Annotated in this window: 18 protein-coding genes; 4 read left to right on the top strand and 14 right to left on the bottom strand. The window is 54.1% G+C overall.

All coding sequences use genetic code 11. From position 1 onward, the window contains the following. The first annotated feature begins 6 nt into the window (after positions 1-6). Both rpmG and mutM read left to right on the top strand, forming a co-directional pair. Positions 7-174 carry a 50S ribosomal protein L33 gene (gene rpmG / locus SB719_RS15725; protein WP_001051798.1) on the top strand — a complete coding sequence of 56 codons (168 nt, stop codon included), beginning with the start codon at positions 7-9 and terminating at the stop codon, positions 172-174. Between the two features lie 78 nt (positions 175-252). After that, complete coding sequence (gene mutM, locus SB719_RS15720) at positions 253-1062, top strand: bifunctional DNA-formamidopyrimidine glycosylase/DNA-(apurinic or apyrimidinic site) lyase (RefSeq protein WP_304234556.1); 810 nt, start codon at positions 253-255, stop codon at positions 1060-1062. Here the strand turns inward: mutM and coaD are convergent, their stop codons facing one another. From coaD to SB719_RS15680, 8 genes are all read right to left on the bottom strand, one after another. Next, a complete protein-coding gene (gene coaD / locus SB719_RS15715; RefSeq protein ID WP_065648414.1) occupies positions 1063-1548 on the bottom strand; it encodes a pantetheine-phosphate adenylyltransferase in 486 nt (161 codons plus the stop codon). Next, positions 1545-2321 carry a glycosyltransferase family 2 protein gene (locus SB719_RS15710; RefSeq protein WP_292974244.1) on the bottom strand — a complete coding sequence of 259 codons (777 nt, stop codon included), beginning with the start codon at positions 2319-2321 and terminating at the stop codon, positions 1545-1547. The genes coaD and SB719_RS15710 overlap by 4 nt, the downstream gene beginning before the upstream one ends. Positions 2322-2324: 3 nt before the next feature. Continuing rightward, the gene (waaA, locus tag SB719_RS15705) at positions 2325-3599 is read right to left on the bottom strand and encodes a lipid IV(A) 3-deoxy-D-manno-octulosonic acid transferase (RefSeq protein WP_412159399.1); all 1275 of its coding nucleotides are present in this window, start codon (positions 3597-3599) and stop codon (positions 2325-2327) included. 85 nt (positions 3600-3684) lie between these two features. Continuing rightward, positions 3685-4818, bottom strand: a complete 1134-nt coding sequence (locus SB719_RS15700) for a glycosyltransferase family 4 protein (protein WP_304234560.1) — start codon at positions 4816-4818, stop codon at positions 3685-3687. Then, a complete protein-coding gene (gene rfaQ, locus SB719_RS15695) occupies positions 4811-5887 on the bottom strand; it encodes a putative lipopolysaccharide heptosyltransferase III (protein WP_304234562.1) in 1077 nt (358 codons plus the stop codon). The genes SB719_RS15700 and rfaQ overlap by 8 nt, the downstream gene beginning before the upstream one ends. A 72-nt stretch (positions 5888-5959) precedes the next feature. After that, positions 5960-6961 carry a glycosyltransferase gene (locus SB719_RS15690; protein WP_075050716.1) on the bottom strand — a complete coding sequence of 334 codons (1002 nt, stop codon included), beginning with the start codon at positions 6959-6961 and terminating at the stop codon, positions 5960-5962. Then, positions 6958-8067 (bottom strand): glycosyltransferase family 9 protein, encoded by a 1110-nt coding sequence (locus SB719_RS15685; RefSeq protein WP_314686101.1) that lies wholly within the window; start codon positions 8065-8067, stop codon positions 6958-6960. Before SB719_RS15685 ends, SB719_RS15690 begins: the two co-directional genes overlap by 4 nt. A gap of 42 nt (positions 8068-8109) precedes the next feature. Next, the gene (locus SB719_RS15680; protein ID WP_304234609.1) at positions 8110-9234 is read right to left on the bottom strand and encodes a glycosyltransferase; all 1125 of its coding nucleotides are present in this window, start codon (positions 9232-9234) and stop codon (positions 8110-8112) included. Between the two features lie 304 nt (positions 9235-9538). Here SB719_RS15680 and SB719_RS15675 point away from each other — a divergent pair, with 304 nt between their 5' ends. Next, positions 9539-10507, top strand: coding sequence for a deacetylase (locus tag SB719_RS15675; RefSeq protein WP_065648421.1), 969 nt, complete (start codon positions 9539-9541; stop codon positions 10505-10507). Here SB719_RS15675 and SB719_RS15670 read toward each other — a convergent pair. Genes SB719_RS15670 through SB719_RS15660 form a run of 3 tightly spaced genes read right to left on the bottom strand, consistent with a single transcriptional unit; the run spans position 10495 to position 13776 of the window. Next, positions 10495-11496 (bottom strand): glycosyltransferase family 2 protein, encoded by a 1002-nt coding sequence (locus SB719_RS15670; RefSeq protein ID WP_314686106.1) that lies wholly within the window; start codon positions 11494-11496, stop codon positions 10495-10497. The two genes, SB719_RS15675 and SB719_RS15670, sit on opposite strands and share 13 nt — an antisense overlap. Further along, the gene (locus SB719_RS15665; protein WP_412159398.1) at positions 11493-12749 is read right to left on the bottom strand and encodes an O-antigen ligase family protein; all 1257 of its coding nucleotides are present in this window, start codon (positions 12747-12749) and stop codon (positions 11493-11495) included. Before SB719_RS15665 ends, SB719_RS15670 begins: the two co-directional genes overlap by 4 nt. Then, entirely contained in the window at positions 12736-13776 is a 1041-nt protein-coding gene (locus tag SB719_RS15660) for a glycosyltransferase (protein WP_412159397.1), read from the bottom strand. Before SB719_RS15660 ends, SB719_RS15665 begins: the two co-directional genes overlap by 14 nt. Between SB719_RS15660 and SB719_RS15655 the strand changes: the two genes are divergently transcribed. Then, positions 13762-13893 carry a hypothetical protein gene (locus SB719_RS15655; RefSeq protein ID WP_412159396.1) on the top strand — a complete coding sequence of 44 codons (132 nt, stop codon included), beginning with the start codon at positions 13762-13764 and terminating at the stop codon, positions 13891-13893. The genes SB719_RS15660 and SB719_RS15655 overlap by 15 nt on opposite strands. 20 nt (positions 13894-13913) lie before the next feature. Here the strand turns inward: SB719_RS15655 and rfaC are convergent, their stop codons facing one another. The 3 genes from rfaC to rfaD are packed head-to-tail and all read right to left on the bottom strand — an operon-like array spanning position 13914 to position 16878. Next, positions 13914-14882 carry a lipopolysaccharide heptosyltransferase RfaC gene (rfaC, locus tag SB719_RS15650; protein ID WP_314686111.1) on the bottom strand — a complete coding sequence of 323 codons (969 nt, stop codon included), beginning with the start codon at positions 14880-14882 and terminating at the stop codon, positions 13914-13916. Then, a complete protein-coding gene (gene rfaF, locus SB719_RS15645) occupies positions 14870-15928 on the bottom strand; it encodes an ADP-heptose--LPS heptosyltransferase RfaF (protein WP_304234576.1) in 1059 nt (352 codons plus the stop codon). Before rfaF ends, rfaC begins: the two co-directional genes overlap by 13 nt. Positions 15929-15945: 17 nt before the next feature. After that, complete coding sequence (rfaD, locus tag SB719_RS15640) at positions 15946-16878, bottom strand: ADP-glyceromanno-heptose 6-epimerase (RefSeq protein WP_304234578.1); 933 nt, start codon at positions 16876-16878, stop codon at positions 15946-15948. Between the last annotated feature and the right edge of the window lie 192 nt (positions 16879-17070).

The raw sequence follows: 17070 nt of genomic DNA, 5'->3' as shown, positions 1-17070 counted from the left end.
TGAATCATGGCTAAAGGTATTCGTGAGAAGATCAAGCTGGTTTCCTCTGCTGGTACAGGTCACTTCTATACCACCACGAAGAACAAGCGTACTAAACCTGAGAAACTGGAACTGAAAAAGTTCGATCCGGTTGTACGTCAGCACGTGATCTACAAAGAAGCCAAAATTAAGTAATTTTGGTGTTCTTGCGAAAAACCCGGCTCCGGCCGGGTTTTTTGTTTGTGCGCTATGTCAACACGTTGAGGAGATGCGATGCCTGAATTACCTGAGGTAGAAACCAGCCGACGCGGTATTGAGCCTCACCTGGTGGGGGAAACCATTCTGCACGCTATTGTGCGCAATGCGCGCCTGCGCTGGCCGGTTTCCAGTGAAATCCACGCTCTGAGCGATCAGCCGGTGCTGAGCGTGCAGCGGCGGGCAAAGTATCTGCTGCTGGAGCTGCCGCATGGCTGGATCATCATTCATCTCGGCATGTCCGGCAGCCTGCGCATTCTGCCCGGTGAACAGCCGGCTGAAAAGCATGACCATGTCGATCTGGTCATGAGTAACGGCAAAGTGCTGCGCTATACCGATCCCCGACGTTTTGGTGCGTGGCTCTGGAGCGCCGATCCGGCAGGCAGCAGCGTGCTGTCTCATCTCGGACCGGAGCCGCTGAGTGACGCCTTCAACGGTGACTATCTGTTTACCCGATCGCGCGGCAAGCGCACCGCCATCAAGCAGTGGCTGATGGACAACAAGATTGTGGTCGGGGTAGGCAATATTTACGCCAGTGAGTCGCTGTTTACCGCCGGTATACTGCCGGATCGGGCGGCGGGAAGCCTGAGTGAAGCGGAAACCACGCTGCTGGCGGACACAATAAAAGCGGTGCTGCTGCGCTCCATTGAGCAGGGAGGCACCACGCTGCGCGACTTTTTACAGACTGACGGTAAGCCAGGCTATTTTGCCCAGCAGCTGCAGGTCTATGGCCGCGCCGGCGAGCCCTGCCGCGCCTGCGGCACGCCGATCCTCAGCGGCCGGCATGGACAGCGCAGCACCTTCTGGTGTCCGCACTGCCAGCACTGATCACGGCTGCTGCAGTCTGGTCAGCAGCGCCTGATGAATGACGGCAGGCAGGAATGCCTGCACGTCGCCGCCGTGACGCGCCACCTCTTTTACCAGCGATGATGACACAAACGAGAAGCCCTGCGACGGCAGCAGAAACACCGTCTCCAGCGCGGGCAGCAGGTGGCGGTTCATCTGTGCCAGCTGCGATTCATACTCAAAATCAGCCACCGCCCGTACGCCGCGTACCAGCACGTTCGCCTGCTGCGCCCGGGCAAAATCAGCCATCAGCTCGTTAAAGCCCACCACCTCAACGTTAGTCAGGTGCGCGGTGGCCTGACGCGCTAAATCGACGCGTTCATCCAGCGTAAACAGCGGTTTCTTACCGGGGCTGGCGGCAATCGCCACCACCAGCCGATCAAACATGCGGGCCGCGCGCGTGACGATATCAAGGTGTCCGAGCGTCATCGGGTCAAACGTGCCGGGATATATCGCTTTCGTACTCATACGCGACCTTGTGCAGAAGTATGGTGCAGCGCCCAGAGCGCGGCATATTTATTGAACGTATACTGCGCGTTAACCACTGCCAGGATCCAGCCCTGTTTACCATCAAGAAAGCCGGCACGCAGCAGCAGCGTTTTGGCAAAAGCCCCCAGCGTATGAGAGAAAATGGCGAACAGACCGCAGCGCTTGCCGCGCTGAAAACGCTCCTGCGCCCAGGCTTCGGCATAGTTCATCTGTTTACGCTGAAACGTTATCAGATCGCGGCAGGTAAGGTGTGCCAGATCGCCGGGCAGCGTCACTACAGGCGCACCCTGCGTTTCCAGCGACTCATGCACCAGATTGTCGTTATAGCTGAGATGGCGCGGATAGAGGCGCATCACGCGATCCGGATACCAGCCGCTGTGACGCATGAAACGGCCGAGGAAAAAATTGCTTCGGCTGAGGCTATAGACCGTGGCAGAAGGCGGCTGGCACAGCACCTGTTCAATGGCGTGGCGCAGTGCCGGGGTCACGCGCTCGTCAGCATCCAGCATCAGGATCATCTCTCCGGTGGCGAAGGCCTGCGCGCGCTGGCGCTGTTTGCCATAGCCTGCCCACGGCGGGGCTTCATAGACCTGCGCACCCTGCGCCCGGGCAATCTCTGCCGTGGCGTCACTGCTGCCTGAATCAAGCAGGATAATTTCATCGGCCCAGGCAACGGATGCCAGCGCATCAGGCAGAAGTTCAGCTTCATTCCGGGCGATCATCACGACCGAAAGACGTTGGCGTTGTGACATAAATTAGTGTGCTCGCGATGGCAGATGAGGCTCCAGCAGCTGCAGCAGGCGCTGCAGCGCGCCCTGATTCTGATGTAAAACCTCAACGGCGTGACGGCCATAATAGCGACGATAGTCATCATCCTGCAGCAGGTTGGCGACCTCTTTTTCCAGTGCAGCGGCATCGCTGACTGTGATCAGCCCTTCAGCCTGCTGTAATTTGGCGCAGATATCTTTGAAGTTCCAGGTGTGCGGTCCCATCAGCACCGGGATGGCATGCGCGGCAGGCTCCAGCGGGTTATGACCGCCGCGTTCAACCAGGCTGCCACCGACAAAGGCGAGATCGGCGATGCCATACAGCAGCATCAGCTCACCCATAGTATCGCCAATCACCACTTCTGTATCGGCAGAAGGAACCGCACCGCTGCTGCGCAGAGTAAAAGTAAAACCGCGCTTTTGCGTCAGATGGCACGCATCTTTAAAACGTTCGGGGTGACGCGGGACCAGAATCAGCAGCAGATCGGGAAACTGCTGCAGCAGCTGGCGATGCGCATCCAGCACAATGGCTTCTTCACCTTCGTGCGTGCTGGTCGCAATCCAGACCGGACGGCGCGATGCCCACTGACGCCGCAGCGTAACGGCTCTGGCCGCCAGCTCTGGCGTCACGGAGATATCAAATTTCAGGCTGCCGGTGACCGCCAGATGCGATCGTTTCAGGCCCAGGCTGAGAAAGCGATCGCCATCTTCGCTATTCTGCGCCGCAATAAGGGTGATGCTCTGCAGCAGATCGCGCATAAAACCGCCCAGATTTTTATAGCCGCGGGCGGAACGCTCGGAGAGACGGGCGTTAGCGATAACCAGCGGAATGTCGCGCTGGTGCAGGATGCGAATGATATTTGGCCACAGCTCGGTTTCCATGATGATCACCAGGCGCGGATCGACCGTATCCAGAAAACGGTTAATGGCACCGGGCAGATCGTAAGGCAGGTAAACATGGTGCACATCTTTACCAAACGCGGACTGTGCACGCTCTGAGCCGGTGGGCGTCATGGTGGTCACGGTGATAGGCAGGGACGGATAGCGATGGCGCAGCGCCCGCACCAGCGGTACTGCAGCCAGCGTTTCACCTACCGATACTGAATGCAGCACGATACCGTGCGGCTCAACCTTGCCGGTGCAGTAGCCATACCGCTCTGCCCAGCGTTTACGATAGGCCGGCGCTTTACGACCGCGCAGCCACAGGCGCAGCCAGATAAATGGCTGAATCAGATAGAGCAGGGCGGTATACAGAGTCGTCATAGTTATCGTTACGACATATTCGCGTCAAAAAACCGGAGAAAGGCGGCATACTATCAGAAATTCACCGCCTGCTCACATCACTTCGTCAGCGCTGGCTCAGCACATGCTGATAGAGTGAGGTCAGCGCAGCTGCCAGCCGCTCAGGCCCGTAAGGTTCCACCCGGCGGCGGGCGGCCGCGCCCATGCGGTTGTCGACTGACAGCGCAGGCACCGCCAGCACCGCCTCTTTCAACGCGCGGATATCCAGCGCATCGCAGACAAAGCCCTCTTCACCGTTGCGGATAAACTCTGCCCCGCCGCAGCCGGTGCTGGTGATCACCGCCAGTCCGCAGGCCATTGCTTCCAGCACTACATTAGGAAACGGGTCGTACAGCGTTGGCAGCAGCAGCGCATCGGCGGCGTGATAGAACGGCTGCACATCCTGCTGGACACCGGCAAAGCGCAGACGGTCGAGACAGTTAAGCTGGTTTGCCAGCTGCTGATAGCGCGACAGCTGCTTATCCTGGCCTACCACAATCAGGTAGCGATCGGTTTGTGCGACAGCTTCGATCGCCGCTTTCAGCCCCTTGCGCTCAAAACCGGAGCCGACGTAGATCATCACATGAGCGTCCTGCGGCAGCCGCAGCTGCTGGCGTGCCGCATGGCGCAGGCTGGGTGTCGCGGGCTGAAAGCGTTTGCTGTCAATGGCATTGTGGATCACATGAATGTTGCCGGCATCCAGCGTGAAATGGCGCAGGATATCCCGCTTCACCATCTCTGAATTACAGATCACCGCTTTGAGCGACGGAGCATTAAACATCTCCGCTTCAGCCTGCAGCACATAGCGATGATAAGGGCTGAGTGTGGCGCTCAGACGCTGCCACGGGGAGACAATGCGCGAGCGCTGCTCTAACCAGACCCGATGTACGCCGTCACCGGCACGAAAAATATCGCACCCGGCGATGCGCTCGTGGCTCTGAACAAGGTCAAATTGCTCCCGCTCCCAGCAGGCGCGTGCTGCACGTGCGAAGCCGCGCTCGCGGGAAATACGGCCAAACTTTACCGGATTGCAGATGTGCAGATGCCAGGCGGGATTGGGCGTGCCCTGCCAGCTGCGGGTAATGATATTGAGATCCAGCTGCTCGCTATCCAGCGCCTCCAGCGCGCGTGAAATAAAGCGTTCGGCCCCGCCGTCCGGGCGATATTTCTGCCGGACGATAGCCAGACGTATTTTATTCATGCAAATAGCTCCTTGCAGCGGTCAGCACATCGGCGACCGGAATCGCGGAAAGATAGCGCTGCTCCGTGCGGGTATCGATCGAGTCGGGCGACGGCAGCGGTGCATAATCACCCGCCCAGATCACCCGGTTAGTATTGCCCCACGGGCGCCAGTGCTGCAGCTTCGTCGGCCCAAACAGCGCCAGGCAGGGCGTATCCAGAGCCGCTGCCATATGCATCGGCGCAGAGTCGACACCAATAAACAGTTGCGCCGCGTCGATCAGCGCAGCCAGCTGCGGCAGTGACAGCTGGCCTGCAAGTGACACCACGCGTGAGGTGGAACAGAGCGACTGGATATGCGCTATCATCGCCAGCTCTTTTTTATCCGGTGCAGCCGTCAGTACCAGGGTATGCCCTTCATCAGAGAGCGCCGCGATCAGCTGCGCCATCTTTTCATCGTCCCAGCATTTAAATACCCAGCGCGACGTAGGCTGCAGCACAATAAACGGGCCGGCGATCTGCTGCTGCGCCAGCAAAGCAGCTACTTTCTGTCGATCCGCCTCGCTGAAATGCATTGACGCAACTGCGTCCGTTACGTCGATACCGAGCGGCGCCAGCGCGCTCATATTTTGCTCGACCGTATGCAGCTGATGATGCTGCGTTGTGGGTACCCGCTGATTGTGGCACCAGCGCCATAAGGCGTTATCACGTTTGCGGTAGGCAAAGCCGATACGCACTGCGGCACCCGACAGGCCGGTAATAATGGCACTGCGCCACTGATCGGCCAGGTTGACCACCAGATCGTAGCGGCAGGCGCGCACGGCGGAGAGTAGCGCCAGTTCATGGCGCAGTTTCTGTAAGCTGCCCTCTTTTTTCCAGCTGCGATCGATAATATGCAGCTGCCGAATTGCCGGATGCGCTTCCAGCATCGGCCGGGTTTCTTTGTAGAGCAGAACATCGATATGCGCATCAGGATAACGCGCGCGCAGCGCATTGATGACAGGTGTTGTCAGCAACATGTCACCATGATGACGCAGTTTGATCACTAAAATAGATTGTGGTGTGAACCGGGCTGGAATCGGGCTTGCCATACTTATTGATCTCAGGATTCAGTGAGCCGATTGTAGGGCAAACCCGAAAGGGGTTAAAGCGAGCAGTGGTGCTTATTTCTGGCGCCATCGGTAAATACGGCTCAGCCACAGCAGCAGCTGATACCACTGCTTCAGGCCGCGCGCGTTGCGCAGCATACGTTTATGCGTCCCTGTACTGAACAGATCGGCCAGCATCGCCTGTCGCGCATCTGCTTCAGGTTCGCGCCGGATAGCGTGACAGACGCTAAGCGCTTCATGCGTGATCTGGTAGTGAAAGACCGGATAGATGCGGATACGGCGGCGATAACGCTGGTTCAGCTCCTCCAGCATCCGGGCAATTTTCAGGTAGTGACGCTGATACTCTACGTTGCGCTGGCCGGTGCGTTTGCGGTTGCTGATGGAGGCATCATGCATGTAATAGCGATAAAGCACGCGATCGGTATAACGCACGCGCGTTGCGTTAAACATAAATTCAGTGGTCCAGGGAATGTCCTGATGATGCAGGCCGGGCTCAAACAGCAGATTGCAGCGCGTAATCAGCTCACGGCGATAGATGCCCAGCCAGACAACGTGCATGTAACGCCGCGTTTTAAGCGCGGTGTTAAGCCACTCAGGACCGCTCAGCACCGCGGTGCTGGTAAGGCGCTCAAGAGGAATAAGCGGTCTGGTACGCTGGCTCGCTTTGAAATACCACTCGGCATTGCATTGCGCCGCATCCAGCTCATCGCGCTCTGCCATCTCCACCAGCGTCTGATACATTGCCGCATCCATGGTGTCATCGGCATCGGGAAAGCTGACATACTTACCGCGTGCAATGGCCAGACCGGCATTTCTTGCCCGTGACACGCCGCCGTTGGCCTGATGGATCACGCGGATGTGCGGATAACGTGCGGCGTAAGCGTCCGCCTGCTCGCCGGAACCGTCGGTTGAGCCATCATCGACAATGATAATCTCAAGGCTGGTCAGCGTCTGCGCTAACAGCGCCTCAAGGCAGGCAGTAAATTCAGTGCCGGCATTGAACATCGGAATGATAAGACTGAGTAATGGTGCGGAATTTTCTGGCTGGGCTGTCATGAGGTCGTTTCATTGTTTCGGCGCGCCAGACGCTGCTGCTGTCGGGTGCGAATAAAATCGTGGATATCGCTCAGCTTACGCTGATCCAGGCTGAAAAGCTGTTCAACCGGATGCGCGAATTTATATTGCGCATCAAAGACAAAAGATGAGGGCGCGATATGGTCGGGACCAATCAGCAGCACATCGCCCAGCGGTCTCTGCTCCTCTACACAGCAGGGGCCATAAATCAGAATAACCGGTACCCGCTGCGCATCGGCAATGTACACATTGCCAGAATCGGAGGCGATATAGAAATCCATTTCGCTGATAACGGCCGGCAGGGCTTCCAGTGATACTTTCCCCACCAGACTGATCAGGTTATCGCGATGCCCCGCTATTTTGAATAACTCCTGAACGCGCGACTGTTCATTCGGTGCACCGAAAGCAAAAAAGGTGCAGTGAAGATCGCTCAGGTGGTCAAACAGGCGTTGCCAGATAGCAGGCGGAATGGTTTTTGCCTGATTACCGGCGGTTACGCTGATACCGATGCGTATTCCTGCACACGCTGTAATCTCTGCCGGCAGGGCATCAGGTTGCCATAGCGGCAGCGTCGCGTGTTTAGGGTAACTCTCTTTAGTGAAAGTGCGGTCGGCTAACTTCAGATAGTTTTCAAGGGTCAGCGTATTTTTCTCATGCTGCACCTCGCCGCTTGCAGTGTAATAGAAAAGATTCTGATACCCCTTACGGCGATAGCTGGAGAGAAACTGTTTATTACCCGCATTGCAGCAGGCGGCAATAAACAGATTCAGGTTAGTCGGGTGCAGCAGATATACATTGTCGTAGCGATTGAGCAAATGCCAGACTAATTTGAGCTTTTTAAGCAGGCCGGAACGATACTCTTCGATATACCAGATGTGTTCAAGGGTGGCGTCATGGCTGGCGAGCGGCGCAACACTCTTGCTCAGCAGCGCATCGCTTTTTCCCAGATGCGTTAGCAATGGAGTGATATTAATAAAATCGCCTATCTTGGCGGTCTGAATCACCAGGTTTTTTCCGCTACGCGACTGAAACAGCTTCATCACCCATTTAATCGGGCAAAAAATGATAAATATAATAATGTAGGTCAAGCAATTATCCCCATATTCTGGCCGCACCCCGGCGGGGATGTCTTAATTCGAAACATGGCGTGCCTTTGAAAATGATTTTTCTGTTACAGGATCCAGCTGCAGATATTGCTGACAAATGTTAGCCAGACTGTAAATGCTCAAATCGATATGTTGCAAATCAGGGGGATTGGTATACACATCGTGCATTTTTTCTGCCAGCGACGCGGCATTCATATCAGCCAGGCACCGGGACAGTGGTCCGGTCAGGATTTCAGCAGGGCCACCGGGACAGCGTGTACTGACCACCGCCGTGCCACAATGCAACGCTTCAACCAGCACATTACCAAACCCTTCGCTATCTGAGCTCACAATCAGCATATGAGCATGGCGGATCCACGGATAAGGATTTTGCTGAAAGCCTTCAAAACGGACGCGCTCTGAAATGCCTAAGTCCCGCGCCTGCTGGCGTAACGCATCCAGGATTTTCGCGCTGCCCTGTCCCAGCAAAATCAGAGGCGCCGTTATGCCGCTACGCGCATAGGCGTCGAGCAAACGGTCCTGACGTTTTGCCTCATGAATACGTCCTACGTGGACAAGATAATCCTGGCCCGCCAGCGGGCAGGGCTCAGCTGCCAGCCGGTCGAGCTGTTCAAAATCGAAAGGATTGAAAATAACGCGGGTCAGGCGCGGTTTGACGCCGACGTTCTCTACCAGATCATTAATAACATGCTGCGATACGCCCACCAGCTGTCGGCCCTGATAGACGTAACGTATTTTTATCTGTTTCAGCCAGCGGGAAAAACCTGTTTTCCGGCCCAGATAGGAGGCAGAAAAAACACCGTGCAGGCAGTACCAGGTTTTCGCTGAATCCAGCGAGCGGGCCCGTCTGACAATACGATCGGTCTTATGTAAATGCGAAAATATTAAATCAAATTTGCCGTTCAGCGCTTCACTCTGGCGTACCGCATCGTCAAGTAACCGCGCACGGCGTACGGTTTCTGTCATTCTTCGCCACGGACGGGAGCTGTGATCGCATACCACCTGATAATCCACGCCTGCAGGAATAGGGTAATCGCAGATTTTTCGCAGAGAGAAGATCGAGACCCGGTGTCCCAGCGAAACGAAACCCTCAGCCAGCGTTAAGACGACTTTTTCGGCGCCGCCACCGGGCAAACCATCGATCACCATTAAAATGCGTTTCGACAAATTATATACCTCTGCCTGCCTGTCAGCTTGCTAATGAAACTGCGCTGCTATCTTTCCGATACGATCAATTTATCGTAAAACACATGGATTATATAAAAATCCAGCCATAACAGCGTGCTGCTGGCCGCTACAGATAAATTCAGCCTGCTTTTTATCCGGACTGGTCTGGTTTAACCAGCACCGGAGTGCTCTTCCCTGGCTCAGACAGCTGCGCTGGAAAAGTTTGCGCCTGCCACGGACGGTGCGTAACATAGTGACGATAATAGTGAAATATACCGGACAAGTTATGGAAAAGCCTGCCTTTTTGATTACCCTGGATACTGAAGGTGATAACCTGTGGCGCAACCGCAGCGGAAAGGTAACAACGCATAACGTCAGTTTCCTGCCCCGCTTTCAGATGCTATGCGAAAAGTACGGCTTCAGGCCTACCTGGCTGACCAATTACGAAATGGCGAGCGACCCTGCCTATGTGGAGTTCGGGCGGGATTTGCTGGCCCGCGGACAGGGGGAGATTGGTATGCATCTGCACGCCTGGTATAGTCCACCGGAATATAAACTGACGCAGGACGACTGGCGTTATCAACCCTATCTGATTGAGTATCCCGAGGCCGTTTTACGCGATAAAGTCGCCTTTATGACGGCGTTGCTGGAGGAGGCATTTCAGCAAAAAATGACCAGTCATCGCGCTGGCCGCTGGGCCTTTAACGAAGTGTATGCTCAGGCTTTAATCGATAACGGGTATCTGGTGGACTGCTCCGTCACCCCGCGGGTTAGCTGGCGTCATTCATCCGGCGCACCGCAGGGGAACGGAGGCACTGACTACAGTCGCTTCCCCGATCGCGCTTACTATATAGACACCAGCGATATCTCAAAGCCCGGTGACAGTCCGCTGCTTGAATTGCCCATGAGCATTCAGTATCGCTATGGTCCAATGACCAATCGGTTCAAAAAGGCGTGGAATCAGCTGCGTGGTAAGCCGCGCGGACCTTCTGTCAACTGGCTGCGCCCGACCGGTGGCAACCTGAATGAAATGAAAAAGGTTGCCGCACAGACGCTCGATCAGGGCAGTGATTATATCGAGTTTATGCTTCACTCTTCTGAGTTCATGCCAGACGGCAGCCCTACGTTTAAAACTGAGGCGGACATCGACAGGCTGTACAGCGATCTGGAGCAGCTGTTTATCTGGCTCCAGCCACGTGTACAGGGCATGACGCTGACCGAGTATGCCTTACATAAAAAAGGTCAGGCACGCTGATGCGTGTCAGAGCGGCGCTTTCTGAACAGGCCGTTCAGGTATGAGAAAAAGGTATCAACCTGAGGAAAGCGCAACTGCAGATATTTTTTTGTCCTGCAGTTGCCCTGGCAAATCACTGCCGCTGAGCGGAAAAGCGCGAGAGTAGAGTGCTCGTAATAGTAATAGCCGTAGACAATTTTCGACATGCTCTTTATTTCATTAAAGCAGTCCAGCACCATAAATGACGCCAGACGCTGATGAGCTTTATCTTTCTTTTCTGCCCAGATGAGCATTTTCTGCATGGCAAAGGTAAGATCGGCGATATCACTTTTTCTGACATTGCGTGTTATACCGCTTTTATTATCGCGATAGAAATAAAGCGTATTATCCAGATGCGCAATGTTGTCTGTTTTGAAATAGATAAAAGGTGTAAAAATCACATCTTCGTAGCGCCTGCCCGATGCAAAACGTTCATCACTCAGCAGAGCGCGACGGTAAACCCGGTTCCACAAATGCCACATCGATTTTTTAAACAGAGGCTCAAGGCAGTTCACGCCCGAGGACTGAAAGTCATAGGCGATACGTTTCACATCGAGGGTTTCCATCTCCTCAGGTGGCTGTCGTTCAAAACGCGCATAGTTGAAATCGATTAAATCATCATTATCAGTCAGCAACAGCGGCCTGATAACAGCAATATAGTGCCTGCTGATCATATCGTCTGCATCGATAAATGTGACAAACGTTCCCCTGGCGTGCTGCAGACCGATATTACGCGTATCAGCAATGCCGCAGTTTTTCTGCTGCAGAAACAGCACTGCTTCATGCTGTTGGGTCTGCAAAAAAGCGCCAATTATGCCCGCTGAGTTATCCTCTGAACCATCATCGATAATGATGACTTCAACATCAGGTTCAAGCTGCGTAAACAGCGACTGCAGGCAGGGAAGAATAAACTCCCCTGCATTAAAGCAGGGGATAATGATGCTCAGAACGGGCGGGCTCGATTTTGTCATTGATGTTTTTCCTGATGATGCGAACCTTTCATCATGAAGAAAACAAATATAATTGTCAGACAGTAGATGAGGGTACATTCTGTACTAAAGAAAATCACATCACTTAGCCCATAACCCATCAGCGCCAGCGTCAGGGTCAGTAAAAGCGCATTTCCGCCACGTCTGAAGGCATAAACCAGCAGCATAATGTAGAAGTTCACCAGTGCCAGCGCGCCTGCTATCCCTTTTATCGAAAAGGTTTCCAGTACTTCATTATGCATATGAACAGTCAGGTAAGGTAATGCGCCATACAGCTGCGGCTGTTGCTGAATAATCTGTTTTGCCAGCAAAGCCCGATGTTCTGCTGACTGGCCCGCAGGCGAATGTATGCCGGTTTTCAGCGCGATAATCTGCATGCTTAAGCGGGAGACAACTGAATTTTCTCCGCGGTTTTTATGCATATCCGCAATATTTTGCTGAAACTCATCGATGCGATTAGCTATCTTGTCTTTAAATATCAGCGAACCTGCGATAAAAAGTACGGGAATAATGACAAAAAGCGCGACTTTATAGCTTCTGCTGATAACATTTTTTGAAAATAAGATGAGTATCAGGGCCAGTACAGGAAAAACAAGCATTGCCGCGCGCGTACCGGTCAGAATAATAGCAAGATAACTAAACAAAAAAGCCGCAGGAAAAAGGAAAAGCTTCACTTTATTTTTCTGCAATAAAATTGCCTTGAGGAAAACTAAATTGACAGCGCTGATGATATAGGCGGCCATAGTCGCCCGGTCAAAGTTGAGCTCTACGCGACGCAGATGCAGCCAGGCGCCCTGATAGATAGCATAGGCATTAACCGCCAGGCCAGTCAGAATTGCGGCAAGAATAGCCTTGCTGCGTAGGTCACTTTTATCATTTAAGACAAAAAAGAGAATAAGTGCGGCCGATATCTGTAAGCGGCCCGTTGACTGATACTGGCGATAGAGACTGATAAAATCGCCTGGCTGCTTATAAACCACAGTCCAGATGATACTGGCGATGCCTACCAGCAACATGGCCGCAGGTAACGCGATATTTATTCGCAATTTAGCGTAATACAAGGCATGGGTAGCTATGACAATGAAAGCAATATAACTGGTTATATAAAATACATTGCGGCCAAAGCTGCCGCCAAAGGGCGCGGTGAACAGTGCCGTTGCGCATCCAAAAAATATCAGGGTACTTATTGCAGCGTGGGGGGCTTCGCGCCTTGCCAGGTAATTACTGATGTGCATTTTTTATATTCGCAATTTCGTTTAAGGAACTTTCTATTTCATCTCTGAAATACGCATAATCAAAGTGAGTCATTGTCCAGTTTTTAGCGTTTTCACTGTATGCCTGATAGTTCTCTTTTTGTATCAGAAATTCAAACGCATCGGCACAATCGATATGAGAAAGCAGCATCGGTTCAGTCATGGCATCTTTTATCGGATCGTACACCTGATAAGGAAAGTCAACGTCAATCCCCGTAAGCTGCTGGTGTTCACTTAAAGAAACCCGGGGTGATAAGCCAATGCCACAAATTTTGTCGGCAATCACTTCAGGCTGCCCGTCGACAAAAGGGAAAATCACAGGTACGCCAAAATAAAGGGCTTCCATACAGGACAGACCAAAAGGCTCGGTCACTGGCGTACTCATATAAATATCAACGCGATTGAAAAAGTCGGCAATATTATGCTGAAAACCGCTAAATCTGACATGCTCTGATATGCCAAGCCGCTGCGCTAAATCTTCAAATGCTTCACGATCGGGGCCTTTTCCGGCAACTTCAAGCGTGACATTATGCCCGCGCGTTAGCAGCTCTTTCGTCATCAAAAGCGAAACAGAGATCCCCTTCAGGCCAACCTGACGCGATGCGGTTCCGATTCTGATCGGCTGGCGGAGTTGCCGCACTGCAGGATCGATTCCCTGAGGCGTGACCAGACGGTTAATCACAACTTTATGCAGGCAGGGCAGATTGAAACGGTGCTGCATTACTCTGGACGACGCTCCGGAGGCTGAAATAACCCCATCCAGCATGGCCATAAACGCAAGCGTTTTACCGTTCTTTGGATAACGCCATGAACAGCCGTGATCGTAATAAACCAGTTTCGCCTTGCGGGGTTTAGCGGTAAGCCGGGGAACCAGATCCCACACAATAATCATATCGGCATTACTGGCATTTACGCGTTTTTGCAGCAGATGCTTGCGCAGGAACTGCGGGCTTTTTAAAGGAAAGTGCGGAAACAGCCGGTTAGCAAAGGTAACGTGCTGCCGGGGCATCTGCTGCAAAATATCCGGGTCGATCTGATTACTGATGCAGATAACGTCATCGTTTCCGTCAGAAACATCATTGATGTACTGAAGAAACAGCCGTTCAACGCCGCCCATTTTGCCTAAATTGATAATGTGCAATTTCTTCATGCTACCACCTGCTTTAACGTCTCCAGCACCGTGTCAGGTTGGATATCTGCCATCCTGTCACCCTGAACCGGGCGCAGCGCGTGCTGGTTTCTGCCGTAGCCGCCAATCAGCCCCGGATCGGTCGGACCAAACAGCGTAATATTGGGTCTGTCCAGTGCTGCGGTCAGATGGCTGAGCCCGGTGTCCACAGAGACTACCGCGCGCGCGCCGGCCAGCTGCTGAGCCACCTGTTCCAGCGTCAGTTTTGGCAAGACTTCCACATGGGAAAAGCCTTCCGCCAGCCGCTGCGCACGCTGTTGTTCATGTATTGCGCCCCACGGCAGCCTGATCTGCAGGCCGGTCGGCTGCAGCAGCGTAATCAGCTCACGCCAGTGTGCTTCCGGCCAGTGTTTGTTGTCGCGGGTTGTGGCGTGTAAAAACACCAGCCAGGGCTGTGCTGTTGCGGGCCGGGGAGTCAGAAAATGTGCCGCAATGGCGTAATCACCCTGAGTGGCGGGTTTTTCATAGCCGAGACTTTTCGCAAACAGCTCGCGCGTGCGCTCAACGGCGTGCTGTTGCTTGCTGATCTCATGGCGCCTGTCGTACCACCAGCTGGCAAAAGGCTCGCGCGCGCTGCGGCTGTCCAGGCCATGTTTTGTGCCGGTTGCCAGACGCGTCACCAGTGCGGCGCTTTTAATTAAGCCCTGTGCATCAATGACCACATCATACTGGCGCGACTGCAAATTGCGCTTAAACGCGACGCGCTCTTCGCGCTGCTGGCTGCCAAACCAGTGTTTGCGCCAGCGCCGGATCGCGACCGGCAGCACCTTATCTACAGCAGGATGCCAGCCGGGGATCTGAGCAAAATTTTCTTCGACGACCCAGTCAAAGCGTATGCCTGGCAGTGCCTGCATCGCATCGGTAAGCGCGGGCAGCGTATGAAGGACATCCCCCATCGAAGAGGTTTTAACGATTAAAACGTGCATGTCTGCTCCTGCGCCGGCTGCAGCAGCGCGCTCAGGGTCTGATGCACGCGCGCAGGCGTGATGTCGATCAGACTCTGATGATACCCTTCAGCGGCATCGCCTTTACGCACCTTGTGATAGCCGCTGATCAACCGGATAACGCGTGCCTGGCGGGAAAGTGGCGGCGTGAAGTCCGGGCTGCTCGGGCCATACAGCGCGACCAGCGGCCGGTTGAGCGCAGCTGCAATGTGCATCAGACCGGAATCGTTGCTGACCACGGCACGACAATGGGCGAGCAGGATCACCGCCTGCTCCAGCTGCGTCTCGCCCGCCAGATTTTTACCGTGTGCGCGTAACGGATCAGGCAGCGCCTGCAGAATGGACTCACCGGTATCGCGATCTTTGGCTGAGCCAAACAGCACGACCTGGTAGCCCTCTGCGATCAGCTGTTCTGCCAGGGCGGCATAGTGATAATGCGGCCAGCGTTTCGCCGGCCCGAACTCTGCGCCCGGACAAAAGCCGATAACCGGACGATCGGCGGAGAGGCCAAACTGCGCGGCTGTCATGCGCTTTTCATCGTCCTCTACGCGCAGCTGCGGCCAGAGCAGAGGCTGCGGCAGTTGCTCAGCCGAGGTAACCGGCGTGTCATACGCCAGAGCAACATAGCGCTCTACCATCAGCGGAAACGCCGCTTTGTCCAGTACCCGCACATCATTGAGCACGCCGTAGCGCATTTCACCGCGCCAGCCGGTGCGTCGCGGAATGCCAGCGAAAAACGGCACCAGCGCCGACTTAAATGAATTCGGCAAGACGTAAGCGCGGTCGTAACCGCTGGCTTGCAGGGTTTTGCCAAGACGACGGCGCTCGCCCAGCGCCAGCGCGCCGTGTCCCAGCGGCATCGCCAGCGCCTGATTCACTTCCGGCATGCGTGACAGCAGCGGGCGGCACCAGGCGGGTGCCATAACATCAATGACCGCATCAGGATGCGCCACCTTGAGAGTGCGATAGAGACTTTGCGACATCATCATATCGCCGACCCAGGAAGGGCCAATAACCAGAATTTTCATCGCTGATGCGGGTGTCCTTATGCGTTGCGATTCAGCCAGGCCATATACTCGCCTACGCCCTGTGCGACGGTTTTGAAGGGCTTGTCATAGCCCGCTTTACGCAGTTTTGTAAGATCGGCCTGGGTAAATGCCTGATAACGCCCTTTGAGCTTATCCGGGAAAGGAATGTACTCAATCTGGCCTTTCTGATGGAATTTAAGCACGGCATCAGCCACTTCCTGGAACGACTCTGCGCGTCCGGTGCCGCAGTTATAGATACCGGATACGCCGTTCTCCCAGCACCACAGGTTCACCGCAACAACATCATCTACATGAATAAAATCACGACGGAAGCTGTCGCTGCCTTCAAACAGCTTAGGGTTTTCGCCGTTGCTGATTTGCGTATTCAGATGAAATGCCACGCTGGCCATACTGCCTTTGTGCCCTTCGCGCGGACCATACACATTGAAATAGCGGAAACCACATACCGGCGAATCTGCTTCAGGCAGAATCTGACGCACGTAGTGATCGAACAGCATTTTTGAATAGCCATAGACGTTCAGCGGCTCTTCATACTGGCGCTCTTCGATAAAGTTCTCATTGCGGCCGCCATACGTCGCGGCAGAAGAGGCGTAGAGAAACGGGATCTCACGCTCAAGGCAGAAATGCAGCAGATCTTTGGAGTACTGGTAGTTGTTATCCATCATGTACTTGCCATCCCACTCGGTGGTGGCTGAACAGGCGCCTTCATGGAAGACCGCTTCAATGGGTCCCAGATCTTCGCCTGACATGATGTAAGAGAGAAACTCTTCTTTATCCATATAATCGGCGATATTCAGATCCGCCAGATTCACAAATTTGGTGCCATCTTTCAGGTTATCCACGACCAGAATGTCGCTATGACCGCGATCGTTAAGCGCTTTAACGATGTTGCTGCCAATCATGCCAGCGCCGCCGGTAACGATAATCATATGCTTAGCCTTTAATCAGTTAGGGTGAAACAGAAGGTTTCACGCACGAATACCTATCATCATAACATTTCAGCCCTGTCCGGACAGCCAGATGCGTGAGGCGTATCGCACAAACGCTGGTCGTGGCGTGAACTATGCTGCAAAACGAACATTTAGCTGGCTGAAATATCGTCTGCACACCATTTGCTCAGT

The sequence above is a fragment of the Pantoea sp. SIMBA_079 genome, from assembly GCF_046940275.1.
Lineage (GTDB): Bacteria > Pseudomonadota > Gammaproteobacteria > Enterobacterales > Enterobacteriaceae > Pantoea > Pantoea borealis.
This window is presented reverse-complemented; position numbering and strand designations above follow the sequence as displayed.

Excerpts from the sequence above, each read along its gene's own strand:
- rpmG (WP_001051798.1), top strand. The coding sequence starts at position 7 with ATGGCTAAAGGTATTCGTGAGAAGATCAAGCTGGTTTCCTCTGCTGGT.
- mutM (WP_304234556.1), top strand. The coding sequence starts at position 253 with ATGCCTGAATTACCTGAGGTAGAAACCAGCCGACGCGGTATTGAGCCT.
- coaD (WP_065648414.1), bottom strand. The coding sequence starts at position 1,548 with ATGAGTACGAAAGCGATATATCCCGGCACGTTTGACCCGATGACGCTC.
- SB719_RS15710 (WP_292974244.1), bottom strand. The coding sequence starts at position 2,321 with ATGTCACAACGCCAACGTCTTTCGGTCGTGATGATCGCCCGGAATGAA.
- waaA (WP_412159399.1), bottom strand. The coding sequence starts at position 3,599 with ATGACGACTCTGTATACCGCCCTGCTCTATCTGATTCAGCCATTTATC.
- SB719_RS15700 (WP_304234560.1), bottom strand. The coding sequence starts at position 4,818 with ATGAATAAAATACGTCTGGCTATCGTCCGGCAGAAATATCGCCCGGAC.
- rfaQ (WP_304234562.1), bottom strand. The coding sequence starts at position 5,887 with ATGGCAAGCCCGATTCCAGCCCGGTTCACACCACAATCTATTTTAGTG.
- SB719_RS15690 (WP_075050716.1), bottom strand. The coding sequence starts at position 6,961 with ATGACAGCCCAGCCAGAAAATTCCGCACCATTACTCAGTCTTATCATT.
- SB719_RS15680 (WP_304234609.1), bottom strand. The coding sequence starts at position 9,234 with ATGGTGATCGATGGTTTGCCCGGTGGCGGCGCCGAAAAAGTCGTCTTA.
- SB719_RS15675 (WP_065648421.1), top strand. The coding sequence starts at position 9,539 with ATGGAAAAGCCTGCCTTTTTGATTACCCTGGATACTGAAGGTGATAAC.
- SB719_RS15670 (WP_314686106.1), bottom strand. The coding sequence starts at position 11,496 with ATGACAAAATCGAGCCCGCCCGTTCTGAGCATCATTATCCCCTGCTTT.
- SB719_RS15665 (WP_412159398.1), bottom strand. The coding sequence starts at position 12,749 with ATGCACATCAGTAATTACCTGGCAAGGCGCGAAGCCCCCCACGCTGCA.
- SB719_RS15660 (WP_412159397.1), bottom strand. The coding sequence starts at position 13,776 with ATGCCCCGGCAGCACGTTACCTTTGCTAACCGGCTGTTTCCGCACTTT.
- rfaC (WP_314686111.1), bottom strand. The coding sequence starts at position 14,882 with ATGCACGTTTTAATCGTTAAAACCTCTTCGATGGGGGATGTCCTTCAT.
- rfaF (WP_304234576.1), bottom strand. The coding sequence starts at position 15,928 with ATGAAAATTCTGGTTATTGGCCCTTCCTGGGTCGGCGATATGATGATG.
- rfaD (WP_304234578.1), bottom strand. The coding sequence starts at position 16,878 with ATGATTATCGTTACCGGCGGCGCTGGCATGATTGGCAGCAACATCGTT.